Origin of the sequence: Erythrobacter donghaensis (assembly GCF_002155425.1) — a bacterium.
Classification (GTDB): Bacteria; Pseudomonadota; Alphaproteobacteria; order Sphingomonadales; family Sphingomonadaceae; genus Erythrobacter; species Erythrobacter donghaensis.
This window is the reverse complement of record NZ_MUYG01000011.1, coordinates 761,678-784,948: the sequence shown is the minus strand read 5'-3', so window position 1 is coordinate 784,948 and position 23,271 is coordinate 761,678. Positions and strand designations below refer to the sequence as shown.

The window sequence follows — 23,271 nt, the reverse complement described above, 5'->3', positions numbered from 1 at the left end:
GTGCTCTTTCAGCCTATGCGCGCGAGCCGCTCAGTCAGCAGCTTGCGTGCGCCCATAACATCGCGGCGGTCGCCTGCAAGCAAGTAGGTCGCCAACTGGCCTTCGAGTATCCCCAGCATCGCCAGCTGCGCGGCCCAATCGGCGGCCGGTGGCGGGGCCTGCCCGCCATAGCCGAGTTCGGACAGCAGCAGTGCCTCATAGGCCGCCAGCCCACTCACCCAGCCGCGCGCGGAGGGGGCGATGGCAATCGCCTCAAGCAGCGCGTCGAGCGCTTCGGGCAGGGCCGGATAGGCCTGTCGTTCGGGGAGGACGGCGGCGGTGAGCGCGCAGGCCCACTGGATCGCTGCGGCAGGCAGCGGCTCGGTCATCAAGGCGGCGCGCGATTGTTCCAGCTCCAGCCGGGCGAAGGGCAGCTGCGTTCCGGGACGCGTGGTAAACTCGGCGGCGACGCGGTTGCCGGGCACCATCACCGCGCGCATCTGCCGCCCGCGCCCGCCCGCGACATAGGCCGCGACCAGCCCGTTCTCGGTCGTCAGCAAGCGCGCCATCGCCCCGGTCTCGCCCTGAGGCCGCGAGCCGAGCAGAATGGCGGAGGCACGCGCGGTCATGATCCTGCTTCGTCACCCCTGCGCAGGCAGGGGCCCATACGACCGTGCATCTGCTTGTCAGGCATTGATTGTCTCGAACAGATCGAGCCAGTCGGGGTTCTGCTGCCGGATCAGCCGCAGCTTCCACTGGCGCTTCCATTTCTTCATCGCCTTTTCGCGGGCGATGGCATCAATGATCGTGTCATGATGCTCGGCATAGACGAGCCTGACCAGATCATATTTGCGGCAAAAGGCTGACCCGCGACCCTCGCGATGAGCACAGACCCGCGCGGCAAGGTCTGACGTAACGCCGATGTATAGCGTGCCGTGCGCACCGTTCGACATGATGTAGACCCACGCACCCATTGCCGCGCATTAGAGGCATTTGCGCTTGCGAGCCAGCTTGGATAGGCCCCTGCCTGCGCAGGGGTGACGGGACCGCCTATTTCTTCGACTTGGCTTCCAGCGCCGCCAGCCGCGCTTCGAGCGCGTCGGCCTGTTCGCGGGCCTTCTGGGCCATGGCCTTGACCGTTTCGAACTCCTCACGGGAGACGAAGTCGATCCCGCCAAAGGCCTCGCGCAGCCGTTCGCGCGCGCTGTCGCGGGCTTCGCGGCTCATGCCGGCCATAGTGCCGGCAGCGCTGTTGGCGAGTTTGACAAGGTCGGCGATGATCGGGTTCTGGCTCTGCATATTTTCTTTTTGGGGATGCTTGCCCTGAAGTGCAAGCATCCTCCTCGCTCATACGGCCTAAAGGCCGCGTCGCTGCGGGCGGCCCGTCGGCCTTGCGGGCGTCTGGCGACGCCCGTTTCACTGGCGACTGCAACCGGCTTACAAGGGCACCGAGATTTCCGCCCCGTCGCTGCCGCGCGCGCCGCCGTCGGGGTTGGCCACGATAAACGCGTAGTTGAGCGCGCTCGCAAAGCACAGCCACGCCAGATATGGCAGCAACAGCCACACCGCCGCGCGCCGCACCCGCCAGATCAGCGCCAGCGCGACCAGCAGGCTGGCGACGCCGAAGCCCAGCACCATCAGCCCGCCGGTCATGTCCTGCAAGCCGAAGAACACCAGCGTCCAGCCCTGCGTGACGATGAAATGGATCGCGAACGCCACCAGCGCCACGATGCGCCCCTGCGCGCCCCAGGCACTGGCGACCAGCGCGAGCGCGAGCCCGATCAGGATGAACAGAGTCGTCCAGACAATCGGAAAGGCGATGGCGGGCGGGTAGATTGCGGGCTTCACCAGTCCGGCGAACCACGGCGTGTTCGGCCCGCCCAACTGCCCGGCGGAAAAGCCGATCAGCAGCACCAGCGGCACCATGAACAGGGCCCAGCGAATAAAGCTCGCACGCAGTTGGGCAGGCGAGGCAAGGACGTTCATTGTGCGACTCCGACGCTGCTTTGCGCGAAATCCGGGGTTACCAGAGCCGTGCGGCGGATGGCAACCTGAGGCCAGTGCGCGCCGTCCGGCTGGTGAGAAATGGCTCAGGGCCTGCCCCGAATTGAGGCACGTCAAAGGTCGCTCCCCGGGGGCGCGGACAAAAATGTGGTAAAAATGGGGCAGACAGTCACGAAACGCTTTGGGGTTGGCAAAAACCTCTGCTAGAGGCTGCCACATTCCTGCCGTGATTCGAAAGCGCGTTGGCGGTGGGAGCTCAAAATAACGCGCTTTTGCTCATTATCGGCCCTCTCGGGCTCATAGGGGAATTGATTATGAAGAAGATCGCTCTCGTCGCCGTCGCCGGCCTCGCCCTGACCGCCGCCGCTTGCTCGAAGCCGGCTGAAGAAGCCAACACCGAAGCCGACGCCATGACCGCCGAAACCCCGATGGTTGAAGAAACCCCGATGGCTGGCGAAACCCCGATGGCTGCCGAAACCCCGGCCGCTGAAGACGCCATGGCTGCCGAAACCCCGGCTGCCGAATAATCCTTCGCGGATTGCCGGTTCCGGCCTTGCGCCGGAAGCACGGATTTGAAGAGCCGGTGGCGACCTTCGGGTTGCCGCCGGTTTTTCTTTTTGGGGTCGTTCCGGGCGCGCGAGGCGTGCTCAGCCGCGCCGGGCGGCGATCAGGAATTCGACATTGCCCTGCGGTCCGGTGATCGGGCTTTCGACGATCCCGTCGACCTGCCAGCCCAGCCCCTCGATCCAGCCGCGCACTTCGTCGCAGACCCGCGCGTGCAGCGTGGAATCGCGCACCACCCCGCCCTTGCCCACTTCCTCGCGCCCCACTTCGAACTGCGGCTTGATGAGCGCGACGAGGCGGCATTCCGGCGCAGCGAGTTGCAGCGGGACCTCAAGCACTTTCGACAGGCTGATGAAGCTGGCGTCGCACACCACCCAGTTGCACGGGCGGTCGATGTGCTCGGGTTTGAGCAGCCGGGCGGAGAGCTGTTCGAGCACGGTCACACGCGGGTCTTCGCGGAGTTTCCACGCCAGCTGATTGGTGCCGCTGTCGACGCAGAAGACGTGTTCCGCGCCGTGCGTCAGCAGCACATCGGTGAAGCCGCCGGTCGAGGAGCCGATATCCATCGCCACCGCCCCCCCCGGATCGAGCCCGAAATGTGTCAGGGCATGCGCCAGCTTGATCCCGCCCCGGCTCACCCAGGGATGATCGCGCCCGCGCACGGTCAATGCCGTGTCATCGGCCACTTGTTGACCGGGCTTGTCGACCTTGTTGTCACCGATAAACACCAGCCCCGCCATCACCAGCGCCTGTGCCCGCGCCCGGCTTTCGGCGAGCCCGCGCTCGACCAGCAATTGATCGACGCGGCGCTTTTGCGGCTTGGGTGTGGGAGGCGGATGGTCAGGCATGGACAATTGCCGCCTCTAGCGCGCAGAGTGACAGGATGAAAGCGATCACCCAAACTGCCGCCGCCATCCTTGCCCTGACCCTTGGCCTTGTCGCCTGTGTCCCCGCGAGCGCCCCGCCGCCCGCGCCCACCCAGCCTGTCGCGAGCCGCCCAGCACCAAGGCCCGCCCCCGCGCCGCCGACGGTGGTGCAGCCGCCCGTAACGACCAACTGGATGGACGTGCCTGCCACGGCCGGCAACTGGGAGTTCGCCGCCTTTCCGTTCGGCTCGCAGGCGATTTTCCGCGGCCCTTCGGGGCCGGCCAGCGGCTTCTCTGTCTCGTGCAATGCACAGGCCCGCCAAGTCACTCTGCTACGCCTTGGCGCAGGCGACCGTCCGTCGCCGATACGAATCCTGACCGAGACCGCCAGCCGCGCAGGTCTTGCCGAACCGGCGGGCGAGCAGTTTTCCGGCGTCGTCCTGCGGCTCGCCCCCAATGACCCGCTGCTCGATGCAATGGCGCTGTCGAAAGGGCGATTTGCGGTGGAGGTCGATGGTCAGCCGACGCTCTACCTCCCCAGCTATGCCGAGGTCAGCCGGGTGATAGAGGATTGCAGGGGTTAGTCCTCCTCATTGCGAGGAGCCAAGGGCGACGAAGCAATCCATGGCCGGCGTTAGCATTCATGCACACCGGCAGTTCATGGATTGCCGCCTCGCCTCTTCGAGGCTCCTCGCAATGACGAAGTGACCACCGATTCCATACATTAATATCCACAGGCTTGCCCCCAGCCTGTCCACAAGCCGCCTGTGAAACGCGAAACGCCCGAGGTCTCCCCCGGGCGCGGCTGCCTGCAGTGTTACGCGGCGACAAACGAGTATGACGCGGGAAAAGATTTATACAAGTCTTGTGGAAGCGCTCGCGATGAATCACATTGTATCCCGAGGCCAGCGGCGAACGCGGCTCTCGGCCCTCGGTGATGCGGCGGGTCTGGCTCACAAGCGCGAAAGGAGGTGATCCGATGTCTCATGGTTCAGTAGCGAGGTCGGTGAAGATCCCTACGGAGCATACTCGGTAATTATCCGCCTGAGTAAGGCTACGTGAGCGGCACTTCCGGCCGCTGACCATGTCAAGGGCGTTTCCTCCGACGGGCAGGAAACGCCCTTTTCATTTTTTGGTTTGCGAAGGCGCATCCGCGCCTTCGTCCTCGGCGAGCTTCAGGCCCTGCGGGCCTGATCGCCTGCGGGCGGGCGGTCGCCCTTGCGGGCCTGCGGCCCGAGCTATCGCGCCACTTCGACCTTTCAAGGGTCGCTCCAACACGCATCTTGCCCTCGCCCGCGCGCAGGATTAGGCGCATTCCATGCAACTCAACCGCCTCCCGCACCCCTCGCCCACGCCTGACGATACCCGCGATGCGCTGATCGCCGATCCGGGCTTCGGCACGGTGTTCACCGATCACATGGTGACGATCGACTACGACGAGGCGCTCGGCGGCTGGCAGACCCCCACCATCGGCCCGCGCGAGGCGATCCCGCTCGATCCGGCGGCGAGCGTGCTGCACTATGCGCAGGAGATCTTCGAAGGGCTGAAGGCTTACCGCCATCCGGACGGCAGCCTCGGCCTGTTCCGGCCCGAGGCAAACGCCGCGCGCTTCAACGCCTCGGCGGACCGGCTTGCCATGCCGCACCTGCCGCCCGAGCTGTTCATCGGTGCAATCCGCGCGCTGCTTGATGCCGACGGCAACTGGTATCCGGCGGTCGAGGGCGGCTCGCTCTACCTGCGCCCCTTCATGATCGCGACCGAGGCCTTCCTCGGGGTGCGTCCGGCGAAGAAGTACAAGTTCATCGTCATCGCCTCGCCTGCCGGCAACTACTTCAAGTCAGGTGCCAAGGCGGTGAGCATATGGATCTCCGACTACACCCGCGCCGCGCCCGGCGGCACCGGGGCGGCCAAGTGCGGCGGCAATTACGCCGCCAGCCTCGTCCCCACCGGACAGGCCTTTGCCAAGGGCCACGACCAGGTGCTGTTCCTCGATGCGGTGGAGCGCAAATGGGTCGAGGAGCTGGGGGGCATGAACCTGTTCTTCGTCTTTGCCGACGGTACCGTCATCACCCCGCCGCTGACCGGCACGATCCTGCCCGGCATCACCCGCGACAGTCTGATGATGCTGCTGGCCGAACAGAGCCTGACCGTCTCCGAAGCGCCCTATTCGATCGACCAGTGGCGCGCCGATGCGGCGAGCGGACACCTCGTCGAGGTCATGGCCTGCGGCACGGCGGCGGTCGTCACAGCAGTCGGCAAGGTCGCCGGGCCGGACGGCGAATTCACCATCGGCGCAGGCGGGATCGGCCAGACCACCGCGCGCCTGCGCGAGCAGCTCGTCGGCATCCAGACCGGCCGGGTGGCCGACACGCATGGCTGGGTGATGCGCGTTTAATCCCCGTGTTGCGCAAGACCACACCGTGGTGGGGCGAGGCCATAGCGGTGGCCGCTGTTCTCGCTGTGGGAATGGCGGGGCTAAGGCTGCTGTCCGATTACCGCGCTGCGGAAGTGCGCAAGGAGACGCCCGAAATCGTGCACGGCAGACTCTTAAAGACCGCAATCGGCTCGGGTCGCCACCTCGCTGAAGGGCGCTCGTTTCTGGTCAGGCTCCCGGACGGTTCGATGCGGTATCTTCCGGTTCGCGACAGGGACGATAGAGGTTGCGAGGTCGGAAGCCGCGTCACGTTGGAACAACGTGGGACCAGCTTTATGCTGGCCCCGATCGTGTGCCCGGATGGGCGGGAGGGTGATCGGTGACCGCCAACCTTCATGCCGCGTCCGGCATCACTGTCGCCGCGCTCTACCAGTTCACGCCTTTCCCCGACCCCGAAGCCCTGCGCGCGCCGCTGCTCGCGGCCTGCGAGGCGCATGGGATCAAGGGCACGTTGCTGCTCGCCCGCGAAGGGATCAACGGGACGATCGCGGGTGCGCCGGAGAACCTCGACGCAGTACTCGCCCACATCCGCGCGCTGCCGGGGTGCGCGGACTGCGATGTGAAGTTCTCCTCCGCGCCCGCGATGCCGTTCCATCGGATGAAGGTGCGGGTGAAGCGCGAAATCGTCTCCATGGGCGAGCCCGAGATCGATCCGACGCTCGCCGTCGGCCACTATGTCGATCCGCAAGACTGGAACGCGCTGATCACAGACCCGGACACGCTGGTGATCGACACACGCAATGATTACGAGGTCGCGGTGGGCACTTTTGCCGGTGCGGTCGATCCGGCGACGCCATCCTTCCGCGATTTTCCGGCTTGGTTCCGCGCCCATCGCGACGCATTGCTCGCGGGCAAAAAGAAGGTCGCGATGTTCTGCACCGGAGGCATCCGCTGCGAGAAATCGACCAGCTTCCTGCGCGCCGAGGGGATCGAGGAGGTCTATCACCTCAAGGGCGGGATTCTGAGGTATCTCGAACAGGTGCCTGAAAAGGAAAGCCTCTGGCACGGCGAATGCTTCGTGTTCGATGAACGGGTGACGGTGCGCCACGGCCTCGAACAGGGCACCTTCCAGCTGTGCCGCGCCTGCCGCCGCCCGCTGGATGCGGCCGCGCTTGCCCACGCTGACTACGCGGACGGGGTCAGCTGCCCCGCCTGCATTTCCGAGCGCACGCCCGAGCAGCGTGCGGGCTACGCCGAACGCCAGCGGCAGGAGGCGCTGGCCAAGGCGCGCGGCGAATTGCACGTCGGCGCGGTGCGCGTGCCGAAAGAATGACGCTGCCCGTCCTCTATTCCTTCCGCCGCTGTCCCTATGCGATGCGCGCGCGCATGGCGCTGTGGGTGGCGGGGGTGACGGTAGAGCTGCGCGAGGTGAAGCTGGCCGCCAAGCCGCCCGCGCTGCTTGCTGCCAGCGCCAAGGGCACGGTGCCGGTGCTGGTGCTAGCGGAGGGACGCGTGATCGACGAAAGCCTCGACATCATGCGCTGGGCGCTCGCGCAGCATGACCCGGAGAATTGGCTGGCGGGCGATGATCCGGCGCTGATCGCGGCCAATGACGGGCCGTTCAAGCACCATCTCGACCGTGCGAAATATCCGGGCCGCTATGAGGAGAACGGCGAGACCGACCACCGCGCCGCCGCCCTCGCGCTGCTCGAACCGCTCGAGACTCGGCTGGCGCAGGCGCCCTACCTGTGCGGCGAGACCCGCAGCCTGACCGACATCGCGCTGCTGCCCTTCATCCGCCAATTCGCAGCGATCGACCCGGAATGGTTCGCCGCCCAGCCCTTGCCCGGATTGCAGGCATGGCTGGCGGACCTGCTCGCCTCCGACCTGTTCGCAGCCATCATGCCCAAATTCGCGCCGTGGCGGGAGGGCGACGCGCCGGTGCTGTTTGGCCCTCAGACCTGATCCCCCAACCCCTCCCGAAAGGCATCGACCAGCCAGCTGGCTGCGGGGCCGAGCCGCGTGTCGCGGCGCCACAGGGCTGAAAGGCGGTAATGCGCACCGGGCTTTTCGGGCAGATCGAGTTCGACCAGCGCGCCGCTCGCCAGATCGCCTGAGACCATTGCGCGCGGCATGTTGCCCCAGCCCAGCCCTTCCTTCAGCAGAGAATGCTTCGCACCCAAGTCACCCAGCCGCCAGGTCAACGGGGAAAGCACCGAAAACTCGCGCCCCTCGGTCAGCGGGGAGCGGTCGGTCAGCACCAATTGCAGGTGGCGGCGGCTTTCGCCCGGCGCGATACCGGGACGCGCCAGCGGATGTGACGGCGCGGCGACCGGGATAAGGTCGATCTCGCCCACCGCCTGCCGTTCGAGCGCGGGGTTGTCGCCGATCACCGGGCCGCCAATGGCGAGGTCGGCGCCGCCCTCGATCACGCAGGCGGCGACCGCGCCCAGCCCCTCGATCCGCAAAGTGAGCGCGCAACTCGGGAACATTCGCCGGAATTCGCCCAGCACATGGGCGGTGACATCGCCCGGCACCATAACGTCGACCACCAGCGTCAGCGACGGCTCCTGCCCGGCGTGGAGCGAGCGCGCCTTGGCGAGCAGCGCGTCGGCCGCGTCGGCAATGCTGCGCGCCTCGGCCAGCAGGCCCGCGCCTGCCACCGTGAGCACCGGGCGGCGCGAGCCTTCGCGCTCGAACAGGGTCAGCGCCAGTTGCGCCTCAAGCTGCGCTATGCCGTAGGACACGGCCGAGACCGCCCGCCCCATCGCCCGCGCTGCGCCACCGAAACTGCCGTGTTCGGCCACTGCAATGAACAGGCGGAGTTGATCGAGACTGGGTTCGCCGAGCTTCATGCCGCTCTTGTTCAGATAATCCGAACATCTTGGCAAGTTTTATCGCACTTATCCGGATGAACCCTGCGGCCTATCTGACGTTCATCCAACAGGAGACACGCCATGATCGAACTTCGCCCCTTCAACACCCTCGGTGCCGCGAACCACGGCTGGCTCGATGCGCGCCATCACTTTTCCTTCGCCAATTACCACGATCCCGCCCGCGTCCACTGGGGCGCGCTGCGGGTCTGGAACGACGACAAGATCGCTGCCGGAACGGGCTTCCCCGCCCATCCGCACAGCGACATGGAAATCATCACCTACGTCCGCAGCGGCGCGATCACGCACCGCGACTCCATGGGCAACGAAGGCCGCACCGAAGCGGGCGACGTGCAGGTGATGAGCGCCGGGACGGGTGTGCGCCATTCGGAATACAACCTCGAAGGCACCGATACGACGCTGTTCCAGATCTGGATCATCCCCGATCAGCGCGGCGGCGAGCCGAGCTGGGGCGCACGCCAGTTCCCCAAGGACGACCGCAACGGCGCCTTCGTGCCGTTGGCGAGCGGCGTGGCGAACGACAACGACGCCCTCAAGATCCGTGCCGATGCGCGGGTGCTGGGTGCAACTATCCGGGCGGGCGAAAGCGTGACCTACACGCCCCGCAGCGCCGACCGCCACCTCTATCTGGTGCCCGCCACGGGCAAGATCCGGATCGACAATGTCGAAGGCGTGGAAAGTGTAGAAGCGGGCGCCCGCGACGGTGTCGCGATCACGCAGCTTGCCGAAGTGACCATCACCGCGCTCGAAGACAGCGAAGTGGTGCTGGTCGACGCGGCGTAAGCCTTCCCTCCGGAGCCGGCCGATTCCCCGATCCCCTCTCCCGCCGGCCGGCTCCACCCCCCTCCCACAATCGAAGGACATCTTACCATGAGCAATATTCTCTATCTCACCGCCAGCATCCGCTCCGAGACTGAAAGCGTCTCGCGCGGGCTCGGCCAGCGCCTGGTCGACGGGCTGGCCGCCAAGAGCGGTGCCAGCGTCACCACCCGCGATCTGGCGGAGAACGACCTTCCCTACATGACCGCCGAACGCTTCGGCGCGAACCTCACCCCTGCCGCCGAGCGCTCGCCCGAGCAGGCAGAGCTCGCGGCCATCGCCGATACGCTGATCGCCGAGCTGCAGGCCGCCGATACCATCGTGATCGCGACGCCGATCTACAATTTCGGTCCGCCCTCGACGCTCAAGGCCTGGGCCGATCTGGTCGCCCGCGCAGGCACCACCTTCCGCTACACCGCGACCGGCCCCGAAGGTCTGCTGACCGGCAAGAAGGCCTATCTCGCCATCGCCAGCGGCGGCACGCCGGTGGGCAGCGATGCTGACTTCATGAGCCGCTGGCTGACCTTCTTCCTCGGCTTCCTCGGCATCACCGATGTCGAGACCGTCGCCGCCGACGGGATCATGGGCATCGATGGCGAAGCCAAGATCGCCGCTGCACAGGACGCTGCCGAAAAGCTGGCTGCCTGATCCGGCACTGAGACGGAATTGGGGCGGGCGGGGACATCCTCGCCTGCCTCAGCGCGTCGGCTTCTCCGCCAGTTCATAGGGCACCACCCCGCGGCGCCAATGGTGCACGGCGATCTGCTGGTCGTTGGGCGGATAGGCGCGCTGTTCGCAGTCCGAGCGCGGGCAGATGCGGCACGACACCCCGATTGGCGTCACCGCCCGCCCGGCAGTAAGATCAAGCCCGTCGGCATAGACAAAATCGCCCGCGTGCCGCACCTCGCATCCCAGCGCCACCGCATAGCGGCGCGGGGTGCGGTCGAACCGGCCCGAGGCCTTCACCAACCCCTTGGCGATCGAGACATAGCGCGATCCGTCGGGTGTCTCCGCCAGCTGCACCTGAATGCGATCGGGGATCGCGGCGGCCTCGTGCACGATCCACAAGGGGCAGGCCCCGCCGAAGCGCGCGAACTGGAAGCGCGTGGCGCTGTGGCGCTTGGTGATGTTGCCCGCCATGTCGACCCGGCAGAAGAAGATCGGCAGGCCCCGCTCGCCCTCACGCTGCATCGTCGAGAGGCGGTGGCAGGTCTGCTCGAAACTGGTCTGGAAGGTCAGCGCCAGCCGGTCGACATCGTGGCGAAACTCGCGCGCAGCACGTCGGAAGTGGCCATAGGGCATCAGCACGGCGCCAGCGGCGTAGTTGCCGAGGCCCACTGTCAGCAACTCGCGCGCGACATCGCTGCGCAGGCCCGCGCCTTGCACAATCTCGCGGATCACGGCGCCGAGCGCGGTGGCGGCGACGTGATAGGCCAGCTGGAACCGCACGCTGGGCGCGGGCTGGCTCGAATCGATCCGCAGCACCTGCTCGCTCACATCGAAGCTGCGCAGAGAGGCCGCCGGGCGCAGTTCGACCGCGATGCCGTGGACGACGGTAAGGTGGCGGTGCAGCGCCTCGGTGGTCGGCACGCCGTCGGGCCCCGCCATGGCATCGGCCAGCCGCTCCGCCGCGCGGTCGATCGGATCGACATAGTTGTTCGAAAGGTGAAACCAGTCGCGCACCTCCTCCCACGGCAGGCGCGCGCCCTCGTCGGTTTCGACCGAGATCGCCTCGTCGACCATCTCGAGCCGCTGGTTGGCGCGGCGGAGCGCTCCGTAAAGATCGACGAAGCGCCGCGCGAATGCGGGCTGCTGCTGCGCAAGCCGGGCGACGGCATCGGGGGGCAGCGGGGCATCGAAGATCGGATCGGACACCGCCTCACGCAGCGCGAGCGATAGCTGTTCGGCATCCTCACCCGGGAAATCCTGCCATTCGAGCGGAAACAGGCGCGCCACCTGCTCGATCAGGCGCGGGGTCAGCGGGCGGTCGTCATGCTCGAGCTGGCTGAGATAGGACGGGCTGATCGCGAGCTGCTGCGCCAGCTCGGCCTGCATCAGCCCGCGCCTCTCGCGCAGGGCGCGCAGCTGGGCTCCGGCGAAGATGCGCGGTTTGGTGATGGTGGGCGTGGTCATGGAGATCAGGGCTAGTTTGCAAATCGGCACTTTGCAACTTTGCAAATTAACATTGGACTCGTGCCGGTCGCTTGCGCAGTCTCCGCCCTGTCGCTTCACCGCACAGGGAGACTGCTTGTGGCCACCAACGTGCTCGAACTTCGCCCCCATGAACGCGTCACCGCCAAGACCATGCGCGGCGCGGCGATCACCACGCTCGACGACATCCGTTCCGCTGCCGAATATCTCGCCAGCAAAGTCGCCGAATTCGGGCTCAAGGCGATGGTATGGCCTGACCTCGCGACGCTTGACGCGCCGGTCGATGGCGCGGGCGCCCCGCTGCATGGTTCCGTGTTCGGCTGGTCGGCCGAGGCGCTGGCCCCGTGGCAGGTGGTCGACCGGGCGATGCGCTCGCCGTACCTGCGCGCCGCCCGCGTGGCGAGTGAGCCGCTGCTGATCAGCCGCGACGGCATCCGCAGCCGCAGCCGCAGCGCCAACCGCCTGCTCGACCATATCGACCTCACCGAACTCGACACCTGCCCGGCCCCGGCGGCCAGCGCCATCGTCATCCCTATCCACATGCCGCTCGGTCAGATCGGCGCGGCGATCCTGACCCCGCGCGATGCTGACACGGGAGACCTCACCGCCCTGTTTGACGTCTGCGCCGCACCGCTGACGGCTGCGGTGTGGCGCTTCATCACCGGCTACGTCAGCGTCAGCCGCGACGAGCGCTATCTTCCCACAGAAGGCCTGCTCACCACCCGCGAGATCGAGTGCCTGAGCTGGGTCGCGCACGGCAAGACCGATTACGAAATCAGCATCATCCTCGGCTGCAGCCATGCCGGGGTGCGCTATCACGTGACACGCGCCTGCGCGAAGCTGGGGGCGGTCAACCGCGCGCAGAGCGTGTTCCGCGCCGCACAGCTCGGCTATCTCGGCGCCCCGCTCGCGCCCCGTAAGGCGGGCGGCGAGCGCGCCAACTAGTCAGGCGTCCCCCCGGCATTGGGTTGCATTTGACAATCCATTCGCGGGCCCGCAGTCTGCCGCGCGAGAGAGGCTCTCGAAGGGGATCATTGCATGCAAGCGCAAATACTCGCGCCCGCCGCCGTGTTGGTGGTGTGGTCGCTGATCATGCTGTTCTGGATGGCGGGCGTGCGCCTGCCCGCGTTGAAGAAGGCCGGGATCGATCTCGGCGCGCGGCCCGGCGGGCGGGGGCAGGATCTGGAAGGCCAGCTCGACCCGAAGGCCAACTGGCCCGCGCACAATTACGCGCACCTGATGGAGCAGCCGACGCTGTTCTATGCGGTGGTGACGATCCTTGCGATCATGGGCCCGGGCGCGGCCGACGCGCTGGCGGCGTGGATCTATGTCGGCTTGCGGATTGTCCATTCGGTCTGGCAGGCGAGCGTCAACAAGGTGCCGGTGCGCTTCGCCCTGTTCATCCTCAGCACCTTTGCGCTGCTGTTCCTCGCCGTCCGCGCCGCGATCGCAACCCTGCTGGCCGATCCCTCGGCCCTGCCCGCATAAGGAACCCGTCATGATCGGTATGGATATTCTGAAACCCGTCGTGGTGCTGCTGGCGTGGACCATGGTGATGTGGGTGTGGATGTATGCCACCCGCATCCCGGCGATGACCAAGGCCGGGATCAAGCCCGACGATGCCCGCAACACCGGCGCGCTGGGCTCGCTGCTGCCCGACCAGGTGCAGTGGAAGGCGAACAACTTCAACCACCTGCACGAATCCCCTACGCTGTTCTATGCGGTGGCGTTGGTGCTGGCGATCATCGGTCAGGGTGACGGGATGAACACCAACATCGCCTGGGCCTATGTCGCCCTGCGGATCGCGCACAGCATCGTGCAGGCGACCATCAACAAGGTCGCGATCCGCTTTGCGCTCTACGCGCTGTCAAGCCTCGCGCTCATGGCGCTGATCCTGCACGCCGGGATAGCGGTGTTCCACTAAGCCGGGCGCCGGCGGAGTTACTTACTCCGCCGCTTCGGCCTCCTGCACGGCGTGCTGGCGCGCAGCGAGGTAACGCTCGGCATCGAGCGCGGCCATGCAGCCCATGCCTGCCGCGGTCACCGCCTGACGGTAGACGTGATCGGTCACATCGCCCGCGGCGAAGACACCGGGGATCGCGGTCTTGGGGGTGCCGGGTTCGTTCAACAGATAGCCGCTCTCGTCCATCGGCAGCTTGCCCTTGAACAGTTCGGTCGCGGGCGCGTGGCCGATCGCGACGAAGGCCCCGTCGGTTTCCAGCGTGCTCGCCTCGCCTGTTACGGTGTCGGTCAGCGCGAGGTGGTGGAGCATACCATTCTCCCCCGCCTCGAAGCTGTCGACCGCTTTGTTCCACAGCACGGTGATTTTGGGATTGGCGAAGAGCCGTTCCTGCAGGATCTTCTCCGCGCGTAGGGAATCGCGGCGGTGGATCAGGGTCACGTTGTCGGAGTGGTTGGTGAGGTAGAGCGCCTCCTCGACCGCGGTGTTGCCGCCGCCAATCACCGCGACCTTCTTGCCGCGGTAGAAGAACCCGTCACAGGTCGCGCAGGCGCTGACACCCTTGCCGCCCAGCGCCATCTCGCCCGGAACGCCAAGCCACTTGGCCTGCGCACCGGTGCAGATGACGAGGCAATCGGCGATATATTCGTCCCCGCTGTCACCGATCGCGCGGAAGGGCGAGCCGTTCTCGAGATCGACCGTGACGATCGTGTCCCAGATCATCCGCGTGCCGACATGTTCGGCCTGCGCGCGCATTTCCTCCATCAGCCAGGGGCCCTGCACCACGTCGCGAAAGCCGGGGTAGTTCTCGACATCGGTGGTGATGGTAAGCTGCCCGCCGGGCTGGAGGCCCTGCACGACGATCGGCTCAAGCATCGCGCGCGCGGCGTAGATCGCGGCGGAATAGCCTGCCGGGCCGGAGCCGATGATCAGCATCTTGGTGGTGTGGGTCGCCATGGGGAGTGCCTCGCGTGAATTTCAGGTGAGCGATATGGGGATTTCGGCGGCGATTGTCACGCCACCAGCTTGGCGCGGAGGCGCTGTTTTCTATCCTCGTCCACACCTAAGATTGTCGCCAGATAGGCATCGAGCGAGCCGTGATCGCGTGTCACCTCTGCGATGTAAGTATCGATATATTCAGGCAGAACACCCATCAGATTGTGCAGCGCTTGCGCATCGATCGTGCCGTAGTGGGCTTCCATTCGGGGCAGCGACTGGCGTTCGAGGATGTCGCGGGTGGGCGCATCATTGGTCAGCAGGAATTCGGCAACGATATCATCGTGATGCACGCCCAGCGCATGGAGCAGCAGGCTGGCGGCGACCCCGGTGCGGTCCTTGCCGGCAAAGCAATGCACCAGAGAGCCGCCCTCGCTTTCGTCAAGCGCCCGGAAATATTCGCGGAAAATCCAGATCATCGCGGGGTTCACCGGCATCCGGCGATAGACCGCCAGCATCCGCTCGCGCGCCTTCTCCGGGGTCATCACCACCTTACCGCCCCCGCCTTCATGCGGCGGGGAGTTGGATGTTTCACCTTCATAGGCAATCACTTGCGCGACGAACTTCGGATGGCGTCGGCATGGAAATCCCTCCCGCTCGCTCGTGCCGCGCAGGTCGATCACGGTGCGGATGTCGAGTGCGTCGATCAGCGCCAGATCCTCGTCCGAGGCTTCCATGTGCTGGCCCGAGCGGAACAGCACGCCGCTGCGCACCCGCCCCTCTCCCGGCACCGCATAGCCGCCATAATCGCGCAGATTGTGAATGCCTTGCGTCACGAAGAACGGGCCGATGCGGGCGGTATCGATAGAATCGTTTGTCATCGCGCGAGACCCTTACACCCCTCCAAGACCCCGACAAGACCAGCGCAAGACAGGGACAATCCCCGCCCTAGGTGATGTTGCGAGGGGACAGGACAGGGCCCTCGGAAGAGCTGTGTGGTTAATGCCGCATTTCCCAACAATTGCTGTTCAAGGCCCCACCCCCATGGCCCGGATCCTGATTGCCGATGATGATGAGCTGATCGCCGAGCTGGCGAGCGAAGTGCTGATCGATGCCGGGCACGCCTGCGGCTGGGTCACCAGCGCCGCCGAGGCCTGGGCCTGCGTCCAGCGCAAGCGGCCCGATATCCTGCTGCTCGACCAGTCGATGCCGGGCGAGAGCGGCCTCACCCTGCTGCGCCGCCTGCGCCTCTCGCCCGCGTTCTACGATCTGCCGGTGATCATGTTCACCGCCATGAACGGCGAGCAGGACCATGTGCAGGCGATCTATGCCGGGGCGCAGGATTTCCTCTCCAAGCCCTTCGATCCGCTGTTTCTGATTTCGCGCGTGAACCGCCTTCTCAAGCAGCGCGGGATGCGGCCGCGCCATGTCGATCTGCGAACGGCGGTGGTGGGCGACAGTCTGCGGGTCATGCCGGCGATGCCCGCGCGGCGGGTGCTGTAATCAGGCCGCTGCCGCGCGCGCCGGCCCGGCCAGCAGCCCGCGCCCGATTACTTGCGCCTGAATCTCAGCTGCGCCTTCGAAGATGTTGAGAATCCGCGCATCGCATAGCACCCGGCTGATCGGATATTCGAGCGCATAGCCATTGCCGCCGTGGATCTGCACCGCATTGTCCGCCGCGCTCCAGGCCGCGCGGGCAGCGAGCAGCTTGGCCATCCCCGCCTCGATATCGCAGCGCGCGCCCGAATCCTTGGCGCGCGCAGCGGCATAGGTCAGCTCGCGCGCCATCACGGTTTCGACCGCCATCAGTGCGAGTTTGTCCGCCACGCGCGGGAAGCCGACCAGCGCCTCGCCGAATTGCCTGCGCTCCAGCGCGTAAGCCATCGCGAGGTCGAAGGCGTTCCACGCCACCCCCACCGCGCGTGCGGCGGTCTGGATGCGTGCGCCTTCGAAGGTGCGCATCAACTGCTTGAAGCCCTGCCCCTCGCGCCCGCCCAGCAGGCCCTCGGCGGCGACCGCAAAGCCATCGAGCCCCAGCGCATATTCCTTCATGCCCCGGTAGCCGAGCACCGGAATCTCGCTCCCGTCGATCCCCGCATCGGGGAACGGCACGGTCTCGGTGCCGCGGGTCTTCTCCGCGATCAACATCGACAGGCCGCCATAGCCGGGCTGCGCCGGGTCGGTGCGGACCAGCATCGTCATCAGATCGGCGCGCGCGGCGTGGGTGATCCAGGTCTTGGCGCCCGTCACCCGCCAGCTGCCGTCGCTCTGGCGCAGCGCGCGGGTGCGCACCGCGGCGAGGTCCGATCCGGTGTCGGGCTCGGTGAAAACCGCGGTCGGCAGGCAGGAGCCATCGGCGATGCGGGGGAGCCAGCGCGCCTGCTGTTCGGGCGTGCCGTTCTCGGCAATCAGCTCGCCCGCGATCTCCGAGCGGGTGCCGAGGCTGCCGGCACAGATCCACCCGCGCGACAATTCCTCCGACACCACCGCCATCGCCAGTTTTCCGAGGCCGAGCCCGCTGTGGGCTGGCGGAATGCAGATGCCGAACACGCCCAGCCCCGCCATCGCGGTGATGACATCATCGGGGATCAGCGCGTCCTCCAGATGCCAGCGATGCGCGTGCGGCGTGATCGCCTCGGCGGTGAAGGCGCGCATCGTCTCGCGCACCTGATCGAGCGTTTCGTCGCCCAGCGCCTCGTCGGGCCGCGCGCCATCGGCAAGCAGGGCGGCGAGGCGCGCGCGGGTTTCGGGCGTGTTGCCCTCGGTCAGCAGGCGGGCGACGGCGGAGTGTGCGGCCATTGCCTGCGCCTCGGCGCCGAGCCCGAAAGCCGCGGGGCGAACCACTTCATGCGCGCTCATCGGAAGGCCGCTGGCGATCTGGGCGAGGTATTCGCCAAAGCCGATCCGCAAGGTCAGCGCCTCGACCTCGCCGAAACGCCCCGCCTTTTCGGCGCGCACCGCCCAGTCGAGCGTCGCTTCGAGCGCGGCGAGGCTGGCGGCGATCCAGGCGAGGCCGTGAACGCGGTGCTGCTCCCGCGCGAGCCGCTCGGTGTCCACCTGCCCGGCGGGGGCGAGCGCCTGCCGCACACGCTCCTGAACGCTCTGCGCATAGTCGCGCGCCGCCCCCAGGCTCGCGCGCGCTGCTGTGATCCATTCCGTCATGCGCGCGGTGCTAGCAGAGCCCCCCGCCACGCGCGAACCCGCAAATTCGCAGGTGTGGCCCGGGTGTCACAATGGCCCGGCGAAGTGCCGTCAGCCCCCGGGCATATACGCAGAATGACCACTACCACGATTTCGGCGAGCCGTAATACCGGGCGTGTGCCGCAGCGCTTCTGCGCGCGGCGCAACGACAATCGGGGGCGGACAGGCGCCGGGCGACACGACCCGGCCACCTCCTCGCGCAGGAAGGACCGGACAGGACGTCCCGCAACGCAAGGCCAATACCGGCCGCGCGGGCTGCGATCCTGACGACGACGGCACGGAATGGCGCTGCCACGCAGCAGCGCTGGTCATGCCCCGGTCACACTTACGCGAGGACCCATCATGCGTATTTCGAAGCTCTCCCTTCAGTCGCCATCGCTCCCTGCCCTTGCCGCCGCGCTGCTGGTCGCCGGGCTTGTTCCCGCCGCCGCCCATGCGCAGGACAGCGTGGCCGAAGACGATCCCGCCGCAGAACCCGAAAGGGCGATCGTGGTCACCGGCTCGCGCATTGCGAGCGATCCGACCACCGCCTCTCCCAGCCCGGTGCAGGTCATCACCGCAGAGCAGTTCAGGAACGCCGGTGAAATCGACATCACCCAGACGCTGCGCGAACTGCCGGCCTTGCAGGGTTCTGACCCCGCCAACCTCGACAGCGCGCAGGGCTTTGCCCTGACCGGTGCGAGCACGCTGGATCTGCGCAGTCTTGGCGCGAACCGCACGCTGGTGCTGCAGGACGGCAAGCGCCACGTGCCCGGCATCGCCGGAACCGCAAACGTGGATATCAACTCGATACCGGCAGCGCTGGTCAAGGAAGTCCAGGTGCTGACCGGCGGCGCTTCGGGCGTGTACGGGGCCGACGCGGTCTCGGGCGTGGTCAACTTCATCACCCGCACCGGACGCGACTTCGACGGGCTTGAATACCGGCTGCAGACCGGCATCAGCGACAAGGGCGATTCCGAGGAAGTCTTCGGATCGGTGGCCGGCGGCGGCACATTTCAGGATGGCCGGGGCAGCGCCCTGTTCGCGATCGAATATTCGCACAACACCAGCATCACCAACGGCGACCGCGATTTTGCCTTTGGCGAAGGCAATTTCGAGTTCCGCCAGAGCTCACCGATCCTCAACGAGGCGCTGGGGCTCGATCCCGATGCGCGCAACGCGCTGATCCGCAACCCCACGCTTCCCGTCTCCAGCACCAACGCGATCATCGCTGTCGGCGGCTTCCCTTTCGACCGGCTGGCCTTCGGTCCGCGGGTTGCGGTGAACTTCACGCCGGGAACCAGCACGGTTCCCAACCTGCCGGGGACCAATATCCCGATCCTGCAGATCATCGACCCGGTGACGGGCCAGCTGCGCGCCTATAATCCGGGCATTTCGGCAAGCGCCTTCAATGCAATCGGCGGGGACGGGATTCCGAGCAACCCGGCGACCCTCACGCTGATTCCCGAAACCACGCGCGTCGTCGCCGCAGCCGGCGTCGATTACGAGGTGACCGACACCATCACGCTCTTCGCCGATGCCAAGTTCGCCTATACCGAGACTTCGAACACGGTGGGCATTCCCTTCACCGACGACCTGATCTTCGCGGCCGACAACCCCTTCGCGCCGCCGGAATTGCAGGCGCAGTTTGCCGCGACGGGGGCCACCTTCGCAGGTGTCGCGCTCGACAACCTCGGCTCCGACATCGGGCGCGGAGACGATATCGAACGCTCCACCATCCGCGCATCGGCCGGGCTGCGCTGGGATGCGCCGAACAGCAATGTCAATTTTGAGGCGAGCTACACGTGGGGTCGCACCCAGGTCGATGCGACCTTGCGCAACCGCCGCATCAATGATCGCTATTTCACCGCCTTCGACGCTGTTGCGCTGACGGCGGACAATATCAGCGGCGCTGACCCGGTGTTCAACTTCACCAGCGGTTCGGGCACGCTCAATGCCGTGCGGAACGGGCAGGAGATCCAGATCACCCCGGGCAGCGCACAGGTGGGCGATATCGTCTGCCGCGCGGAAGTGACCGGCCTGCCGGCCCAGTCCAATGCGCCCTTCCTCGTCGGCGGTCCGCCGGTCTATGCCGATGGCACGGTGATCAACGGCGTCGATGTCAGCGGGCTCACCCGCCCGGTGACCTTCCAGATCGGCGACGGCACCTGCGCCCCGCTGAACCTGCTCGACCCGCGCAATTTCGGTCAGGCCGGACTCGACTTCGCCTTCCTCGATCTCAAGCAGGACACCACGATCGAACAGCAGCAGTTCCTCGCTGTTCTGGCCGGCGATACCGAGCACCTGTTCGAATTGCCGGGCGGCCCACTCGGCTTTGCCGTCGGCTTCGAATGGCGCCGTGACGAGTCGCAGTTCGTCCGCGACAGCTTCGAGACGATCGAGCCGCGGGTCATCGAGAACGTCAATGCCCCGCTGTTCAACTCGCCGGCCAATGGCGAGGGGATCCGGGTGTGGGAAGTGTTCGGTGAATTGCGCGTGCCGATCCTCAGCGACATGCCCTTCGTCGACAAGCTCGAAGTCACCGCTGCGGGCCGTTACTCCGATTACAACACCATCGGTTCGACCGAGACCTACTCCTTCGGCGCCGTCTACAGCCCGGTCGACTGGCTGAGCTTCCGCGGCACCCTCTCCCGTGCGATCCGGGCGCCCAACATCGGCGAGCTCTTCGCGCCGCAGGGCATCGCCACGATCGGCGTGAACGAAGATCCCTGCGACGATGGCAACATCAATGACGGCAGCTCGAACCGCGCCGCCAACTGCGCCCAGTTCGTGGTGCCGGGCTTCAGCTCGGACGACTTCCTCACCGCCTTCTCGACCGGCACCAGCGGGGGCAACCCGTTCCTGACCGAGGAGACGTCGGACAGCTTCACCCTCGGCGCGATCTTCCAGCCGCGCGGCATTCTGGGCGGCGCGCTGGATAACTTCGTCGCGATCGTCGACTATTACGATATCGAGATCGTCGATGCAGTCGGCAGCCTCACTGGCGCAGAAATCGCCGCGGCCTGCGTCGATCTGCCCGATATCAACAACCAGTTCTGCGACGCGATCGACCGTGATCCGACGCGCGGCGGGGCGATTGTCGGTTTCCGTTCGGGCAACATCAACCTCTCGGTCCTGCGCGCGCGCGGTATCGACTTCGAAACCCGCTACACCTTCGATGCGCCGTTCGGCGAGGATTGGGGCAAGTTCACCCTCTCGGCGGTGGGCACGCACTTCCTCGAACGCTTCACTGAAGGCGATCCGGTCATCCAGCAGACCATCGCCGACACGACCGACCCGCTCGAAAAGCAGCTGTTGATCGTCGACCAGGCGAACAACAGCAACCTGCTGGGCGTGATCGGGGTGCCGGAATGGGTCGTCAATTTCGGTCTCAACTGGGAAGTGAACCGCTGGAACCTCGGCTGGAGAACGCGGTGGGAGGATTCCACCCTGCGCCTCGACAACGGAGCGGCCTTCACCGCGGAAATCGTCGGCGATCAGGTCGTCCTGTCACCCAATGAAGGCGTGGCCGATCCCTCGCAGCTCTACACCGGCGACGGTTTCGAGCATGATTTCAGCGTCAGCTACGAAGCGACCGACAACATCGAAATCTTTGGCGGCGTGAACAATGTCACCGATCGCGAGCCGTTCCTCGGCAGCTTCGCGCGCCCGGTGGGGCCGCGTGGGCGGTTCTTCTTCGTCGGGGTGTCCGGATCGTTCTGATCCGGGCTGACCGGCGCGAACAACGGGGGACGCGAGGGCCAATGCCTTCGCGTCCCTTCTTGTTTCTGACGCCTACTCCCGCGTGCCCAGCAGCGCGCGCGCCACCACCCAGTTGTGGATCTCGCTCGGCCCGTCGTAGATGCGCATGGTGCGCAGCTTGTTGCTCATCAGGTAGAGCGGCAATTCGCGGGTCATGCCCATGCCGCCGAACAGCTGCATGGCGTGATCGACGATGGTGTAGGCTTCCTCGATGCAGAAGCTCTTGATCATCGAGATTTCGCTGCGGGTGTCGCGGCCCTCGTCGATCTTCCAGGCGCAATCATAAGTCATCAGCCGCATCGCGTGGATCTTGGTCGCGGCGTCGGCGATCCAGTTCTGCACCGTCTGGCGCGCCGAGAGCGGCTTGCCGAAGGTGACACGCTGGGGGGCGTAGTCGATCATCATCTCCATCGCGCGCTGCGCCATGCCGATCGACCATGAAGCCATCTCGATCCGCCGCGTGCCAAGGCGCACCTGCATCGGCGCAAAGCCCTGCCCGCGCTTGCCGAGCAGTTTCCAGCCCGGCACCCGGCAATCGTCGAGCGCGATTTCGTAGGTCGCGGTCCCGTCGATCATCGGGATCTTGCGGGTGACGTTGAAGCCGGGGGTGTCGCGGTCGACGAGGAAGGCCGACATGCCGTTGCGCCCGTCGGGGTTCTTGTCGGTGACCGCCATCAGGATGGTGAAGTCGGCCTCGGCCCCCTTGGTGATCCAGATCTTGCGGCCGTTGATGATCCAGTCGTCGCCGTCCTGAACGGCGGTGGTCTTCATCCCCGCCGGGTCCGCGCCTGCGCCGGGCTCGGAAATGCCGATCGCGCTGATCGTCTCGCCGCGCACGTAAGGCGCAAGGTAAGCCTCGCGCTGGCGTTCGTCGGCAGCGACCATCAGCATCCTGAGGTTGGGCGAATCGGGCGGCAGGTAATAGGGCACCACGGTCTTGCCGAGCTCTTCCGAGACGCCGACCATCGCCACCATCGGCAGGTTCATACCGCCCACTTCCTCGGGCGCGTCGAGACCCCACAGGCCCAGCTCGCGGCTGACCGCGTCGACCTTCGCGGTCTCCTCGGGGGTGAGATAGGTGCCCTGCCCGACATTCTCGCGTGCGATCACCGTCGCCTCGTAAGGCATCAGCTGGTCGCGCACGAACTTGCCGACCAGATCCTTGAGCATTGCGTGTTCGTGGGGGAGTTCGAAATTCATGGGTCGTGTTCCTGTCTGATGGCGCCCCTGAGACCACACATTGCGCGGGCTGTCATCCGCCGAGATTGAGAGGAGCGGCGGATTTTCCGGCGCGTCAGGCCGGTTGGACAGATCGATGCGCAAAGCCGCTTGACGCCTGATACAAGATTACATACCTTCATAGTTGCAAACCTGCAAACTCTTGCAGGCTTGGGAGAGGGACATGCCGAGTCGGCTCATCGTTTCGCGCGAGCTTGCAGATCTGTTCAAGCTGCTCGCCCATCCCGACCGGCTGCGGCTGGTCGAGGAGCTGGGCGCGGGCGAGATGGATGTGACCGGCCTTGCCGACGCGCTCGATCTGCCTGCCACCCGCATCTCCCAGCATCTCGCATTGCTGCGCGCCCAGCGGCTGGTCGAGGAACGCCGCGACGGGCGCAACCACTTCTACCGCCTATCCAATCCGCATCTGGCCGCCTGGGTGCTGGATGCCCTGCCCTTCATCGACATCCGCCAGCGGCTGGAGGATGCCGAACATTTCGACAGCGCGCGCGCCCTGTGGTCGGCCCGCGAACCCCAGTCATCGTCTTCAAAGTAAAAGGATAA

At 66.3% G+C, this 23,271-nt stretch carries 24 protein-coding genes; 13 read left to right on the top strand and 11 right to left on the bottom strand.

Features of this window, described 5'->3' with window-relative positions; genetic code table 11:
* Positions 1–8: 8 nt before the first annotated feature.
* The 4 genes from recO to BZF59_RS15260 form a co-directional block, all read right to left on the bottom strand.
* A complete protein-coding gene (gene recO, locus BZF59_RS15275; protein WP_086609072.1) occupies positions 9–608 on the bottom strand; it encodes a DNA repair protein RecO in 600 nt (199 codons plus the stop codon).
* A gap of 57 nt (positions 609–665) precedes the next feature.
* Positions 666–953, bottom strand: coding sequence for a GIY-YIG nuclease family protein (locus BZF59_RS15270; RefSeq protein ID WP_086609071.1), 288 nt, complete (start codon positions 951–953; stop codon positions 666–668).
* A gap of 76 nt (positions 954–1,029) precedes the next feature.
* Positions 1,030–1,278 (bottom strand): accessory factor UbiK family protein, encoded by a 249-nt coding sequence (locus BZF59_RS15265; RefSeq protein ID WP_086609070.1) that lies wholly within the window; start codon positions 1,276–1,278, stop codon positions 1,030–1,032.
* 138 nt (positions 1,279–1,416) lie between these two features.
* Positions 1,417–1,965, bottom strand: coding sequence for a TspO/MBR family protein (locus BZF59_RS15260; protein ID WP_086609069.1), 549 nt, complete (start codon positions 1,963–1,965; stop codon positions 1,417–1,419).
* A 332-nt stretch (positions 1,966–2,297) separates the two neighbouring features.
* Between BZF59_RS15260 and BZF59_RS15255 the strand changes: the two genes are divergently transcribed.
* Positions 2,298–2,510: a hypothetical protein gene (locus tag BZF59_RS15255; protein WP_086609068.1), complete on the top strand. Its 213-nt coding sequence runs from the start codon at positions 2,298–2,300 to the stop codon at positions 2,508–2,510.
* Between the two features lie 120 nt (positions 2,511–2,630).
* Here BZF59_RS15255 and BZF59_RS15250 read toward each other — a convergent pair whose 3' ends face one another.
* Positions 2,631–3,395 carry a TlyA family RNA methyltransferase gene (locus BZF59_RS15250; protein ID WP_086609257.1) on the bottom strand — a complete coding sequence of 255 codons (765 nt, stop codon included), beginning with the start codon at positions 3,393–3,395 and terminating at the stop codon, positions 2,631–2,633.
* Positions 3,396–3,430: 35 nt separating this feature from the next.
* Between BZF59_RS15250 and BZF59_RS15245 the strand changes: the two genes are divergently transcribed.
* The 4 genes from BZF59_RS15245 (at position 3,431) to BZF59_RS15225 (ending at position 7,752) form a co-directional block, all read left to right on the top strand.
* Positions 3,431–3,997, top strand: a complete 567-nt coding sequence (locus tag BZF59_RS15245; protein ID WP_086609067.1) for a hypothetical protein — start codon at positions 3,431–3,433, stop codon at positions 3,995–3,997.
* Between the two features lie 734 nt (positions 3,998–4,731).
* Entirely contained in the window at positions 4,732–5,808 is a 1,077-nt protein-coding gene (locus tag BZF59_RS15240) for a branched-chain amino acid aminotransferase (protein WP_086609066.1), read from the top strand.
* Between the two features lie 358 nt (positions 5,809–6,166).
* Entirely contained in the window at positions 6,167–7,120 is a 954-nt protein-coding gene (gene trhO, locus BZF59_RS15230; protein WP_086609064.1) for an oxygen-dependent tRNA uridine(34) hydroxylase TrhO, read from the top strand.
* Positions 7,117–7,752: a glutathione S-transferase gene (locus tag BZF59_RS15225; RefSeq protein ID WP_086609063.1), complete on the top strand. Its 636-nt coding sequence runs from the start codon at positions 7,117–7,119 to the stop codon at positions 7,750–7,752. The genes trhO and BZF59_RS15225 overlap by 4 nt, the downstream gene beginning before the upstream one ends.
* On the opposite strand, the gene BZF59_RS15220 is transcribed toward BZF59_RS15225, so the two are convergent.
* Positions 7,743–8,642 carry a LysR family transcriptional regulator gene (locus BZF59_RS15220; protein ID WP_086609062.1) on the bottom strand — a complete coding sequence of 300 codons (900 nt, stop codon included), beginning with the start codon at positions 8,640–8,642 and terminating at the stop codon, positions 7,743–7,745. The two genes, BZF59_RS15225 and BZF59_RS15220, sit on opposite strands and share 10 nt — an antisense overlap.
* A 102-nt stretch (positions 8,643–8,744) precedes the next feature.
* On the opposite strand from BZF59_RS15220, the gene BZF59_RS15215 reads away from it, so the two are divergent.
* Together BZF59_RS15215 and BZF59_RS15210 are read left to right on the top strand one after the other, a co-directional pair.
* Positions 8,745–9,464: a pirin family protein gene (locus BZF59_RS15215; RefSeq protein WP_086609061.1), complete on the top strand. Its 720-nt coding sequence runs from the start codon at positions 8,745–8,747 to the stop codon at positions 9,462–9,464.
* Between the two features lie 87 nt (positions 9,465–9,551).
* Complete coding sequence (locus BZF59_RS15210) at positions 9,552–10,148, top strand: FMN-dependent NADH-azoreductase (protein ID WP_086609060.1); 597 nt, start codon at positions 9,552–9,554, stop codon at positions 10,146–10,148.
* Positions 10,149–10,196: 48 nt separating this feature from the next.
* On the opposite strand, the gene BZF59_RS15205 is transcribed toward BZF59_RS15210, so the two are convergent.
* The gene (locus tag BZF59_RS15205) at positions 10,197–11,633 is read right to left on the bottom strand and encodes a helix-turn-helix domain-containing protein (RefSeq protein WP_086609059.1); all 1,437 of its coding nucleotides are present in this window, start codon (positions 11,631–11,633) and stop codon (positions 10,197–10,199) included.
* Positions 11,634–11,750: 117 nt separating this feature from the next.
* Here BZF59_RS15205 and BZF59_RS15200 point away from each other — a divergent pair, with 117 nt between their 5' ends.
* The 3 genes from BZF59_RS15200 to BZF59_RS15190 all read left to right on the top strand — a co-directional run bounded on the left by BZF59_RS15200 (position 11,751) and on the right by BZF59_RS15190 (position 13,575).
* Positions 11,751–12,596 (top strand): helix-turn-helix transcriptional regulator, encoded by an 846-nt coding sequence (locus BZF59_RS15200; protein WP_086609058.1) that lies wholly within the window; start codon positions 11,751–11,753, stop codon positions 12,594–12,596.
* 93 nt (positions 12,597–12,689) lie between these two features.
* Positions 12,690–13,139, top strand: coding sequence for an MAPEG family protein (locus BZF59_RS15195; protein ID WP_086609057.1), 450 nt, complete (start codon positions 12,690–12,692; stop codon positions 13,137–13,139).
* A 10-nt stretch (positions 13,140–13,149) separates the two neighbouring features.
* Positions 13,150–13,575 carry an MAPEG family protein gene (locus BZF59_RS15190; protein ID WP_245806176.1) on the top strand — a complete coding sequence of 142 codons (426 nt, stop codon included), beginning with the start codon at positions 13,150–13,152 and terminating at the stop codon, positions 13,573–13,575.
* A gap of 21 nt (positions 13,576–13,596) precedes the next feature.
* Here the strand turns inward: BZF59_RS15190 and trxB are convergent, their stop codons facing one another.
* Complete coding sequence (gene trxB / locus BZF59_RS15185; RefSeq protein WP_086609056.1) at positions 13,597–14,568, bottom strand: thioredoxin-disulfide reductase; 972 nt, start codon at positions 14,566–14,568, stop codon at positions 13,597–13,599.
* Between the two features lie 56 nt (positions 14,569–14,624).
* A complete protein-coding gene (locus BZF59_RS15180) occupies positions 14,625–15,428 on the bottom strand; it encodes a tyrosine-protein phosphatase (protein WP_086609055.1) in 804 nt (267 codons plus the stop codon).
* Between the two features lie 163 nt (positions 15,429–15,591).
* Here BZF59_RS15180 and BZF59_RS15175 point away from each other — a divergent pair, with 163 nt between their 5' ends.
* Positions 15,592–16,050, top strand: a complete 459-nt coding sequence (locus tag BZF59_RS15175) for a response regulator (protein ID WP_086609054.1) — start codon at positions 15,592–15,594, stop codon at positions 16,048–16,050.
* On the opposite strand, the gene BZF59_RS15170 is transcribed toward BZF59_RS15175, so the two are convergent.
* Complete coding sequence (locus BZF59_RS15170; RefSeq protein ID WP_086609053.1) at positions 16,051–17,709, bottom strand: acyl-CoA dehydrogenase family protein; 1,659 nt, start codon at positions 17,707–17,709, stop codon at positions 16,051–16,053.
* A gap of 381 nt (positions 17,710–18,090) precedes the next feature.
* Here BZF59_RS15170 and BZF59_RS15165 point away from each other — a divergent pair, with 381 nt between their 5' ends.
* On the top strand, positions 18,091–21,450 hold the full coding sequence (locus tag BZF59_RS15165) for a TonB-dependent receptor domain-containing protein (protein WP_158094338.1): 3,360 nt from the start codon (positions 18,091–18,093) through the stop codon (positions 21,448–21,450).
* A gap of 72 nt (positions 21,451–21,522) precedes the next feature.
* Here the strand turns inward: BZF59_RS15165 and BZF59_RS15160 are convergent, their stop codons facing one another.
* Positions 21,523–22,689, bottom strand: a complete 1,167-nt coding sequence (locus tag BZF59_RS15160) for an acyl-CoA dehydrogenase family protein (protein ID WP_086609051.1) — start codon at positions 22,687–22,689, stop codon at positions 21,523–21,525.
* Between the two features lie 202 nt (positions 22,690–22,891).
* On the opposite strand from BZF59_RS15160, the gene BZF59_RS15155 reads away from it, so the two are divergent.
* Positions 22,892–23,263 (top strand): ArsR/SmtB family transcription factor, encoded by a 372-nt coding sequence (locus tag BZF59_RS15155; RefSeq protein ID WP_086609050.1) that lies wholly within the window; start codon positions 22,892–22,894, stop codon positions 23,261–23,263.
* The last annotated feature ends 8 nt before the right edge of the window (positions 23,264–23,271 follow it).

Coding starts and splice junctions, on each gene's coding strand:
- recO (WP_086609072.1), bottom strand. CDS start 608: ATGACCGCGCGTGCCTCCGCCATTCTGCTCGGCTCGCGGCCTCAGGGC.
- BZF59_RS15270 (WP_086609071.1), bottom strand. CDS start 953: ATGGGTGCGTGGGTCTACATCATGTCGAACGGTGCGCACGGCACGCTA.
- BZF59_RS15265 (WP_086609070.1), bottom strand. CDS start 1,278: ATGCAGAGCCAGAACCCGATCATCGCCGACCTTGTCAAACTCGCCAAC.
- BZF59_RS15260 (WP_086609069.1), bottom strand. CDS start 1,965: ATGAACGTCCTTGCCTCGCCTGCCCAACTGCGTGCGAGCTTTATTCGC.
- BZF59_RS15255 (WP_086609068.1), top strand. CDS start 2,298: ATGAAGAAGATCGCTCTCGTCGCCGTCGCCGGCCTCGCCCTGACCGCC.
- BZF59_RS15250 (WP_086609257.1), bottom strand. CDS start 3,395: ATGCCTGACCATCCGCCTCCCACACCCAAGCCGCAAAAGCGCCGCGTC.
- BZF59_RS15245 (WP_086609067.1), top strand. CDS start 3,431: ATGAAAGCGATCACCCAAACTGCCGCCGCCATCCTTGCCCTGACCCTT.
- BZF59_RS15240 (WP_086609066.1), top strand. CDS start 4,732: ATGCAACTCAACCGCCTCCCGCACCCCTCGCCCACGCCTGACGATACC.
- BZF59_RS15225 (WP_086609063.1), top strand. CDS start 7,117: ATGACGCTGCCCGTCCTCTATTCCTTCCGCCGCTGTCCCTATGCGATG.
- BZF59_RS15220 (WP_086609062.1), bottom strand. CDS start 8,642: ATGAAGCTCGGCGAACCCAGTCTCGATCAACTCCGCCTGTTCATTGCA.
- BZF59_RS15215 (WP_086609061.1), top strand. CDS start 8,745: ATGATCGAACTTCGCCCCTTCAACACCCTCGGTGCCGCGAACCACGGC.
- BZF59_RS15210 (WP_086609060.1), top strand. CDS start 9,552: ATGAGCAATATTCTCTATCTCACCGCCAGCATCCGCTCCGAGACTGAA.
- BZF59_RS15205 (WP_086609059.1), bottom strand. CDS start 11,633: ATGACCACGCCCACCATCACCAAACCGCGCATCTTCGCCGGAGCCCAG.
- BZF59_RS15195 (WP_086609057.1), top strand. CDS start 12,690: ATGCAAGCGCAAATACTCGCGCCCGCCGCCGTGTTGGTGGTGTGGTCG.
- BZF59_RS15190 (WP_245806176.1), top strand. CDS start 13,150: ATGATCGGTATGGATATTCTGAAACCCGTCGTGGTGCTGCTGGCGTGG.
- trxB (WP_086609056.1), bottom strand. CDS start 14,568: ATGGCGACCCACACCACCAAGATGCTGATCATCGGCTCCGGCCCGGCA.
- BZF59_RS15180 (WP_086609055.1), bottom strand. CDS start 15,428: ATGACAAACGATTCTATCGATACCGCCCGCATCGGCCCGTTCTTCGTG.
- BZF59_RS15175 (WP_086609054.1), top strand. CDS start 15,592: ATGGCCCGGATCCTGATTGCCGATGATGATGAGCTGATCGCCGAGCTG.
- BZF59_RS15170 (WP_086609053.1), bottom strand. CDS start 17,709: ATGACGGAATGGATCACAGCAGCGCGCGCGAGCCTGGGGGCGGCGCGC.
- BZF59_RS15165 (WP_158094338.1), top strand. CDS start 18,091: ATGCGTATTTCGAAGCTCTCCCTTCAGTCGCCATCGCTCCCTGCCCTT.
- BZF59_RS15160 (WP_086609051.1), bottom strand. CDS start 22,689: ATGAATTTCGAACTCCCCCACGAACACGCAATGCTCAAGGATCTGGTC.
- BZF59_RS15155 (WP_086609050.1), top strand. CDS start 22,892: ATGCCGAGTCGGCTCATCGTTTCGCGCGAGCTTGCAGATCTGTTCAAG.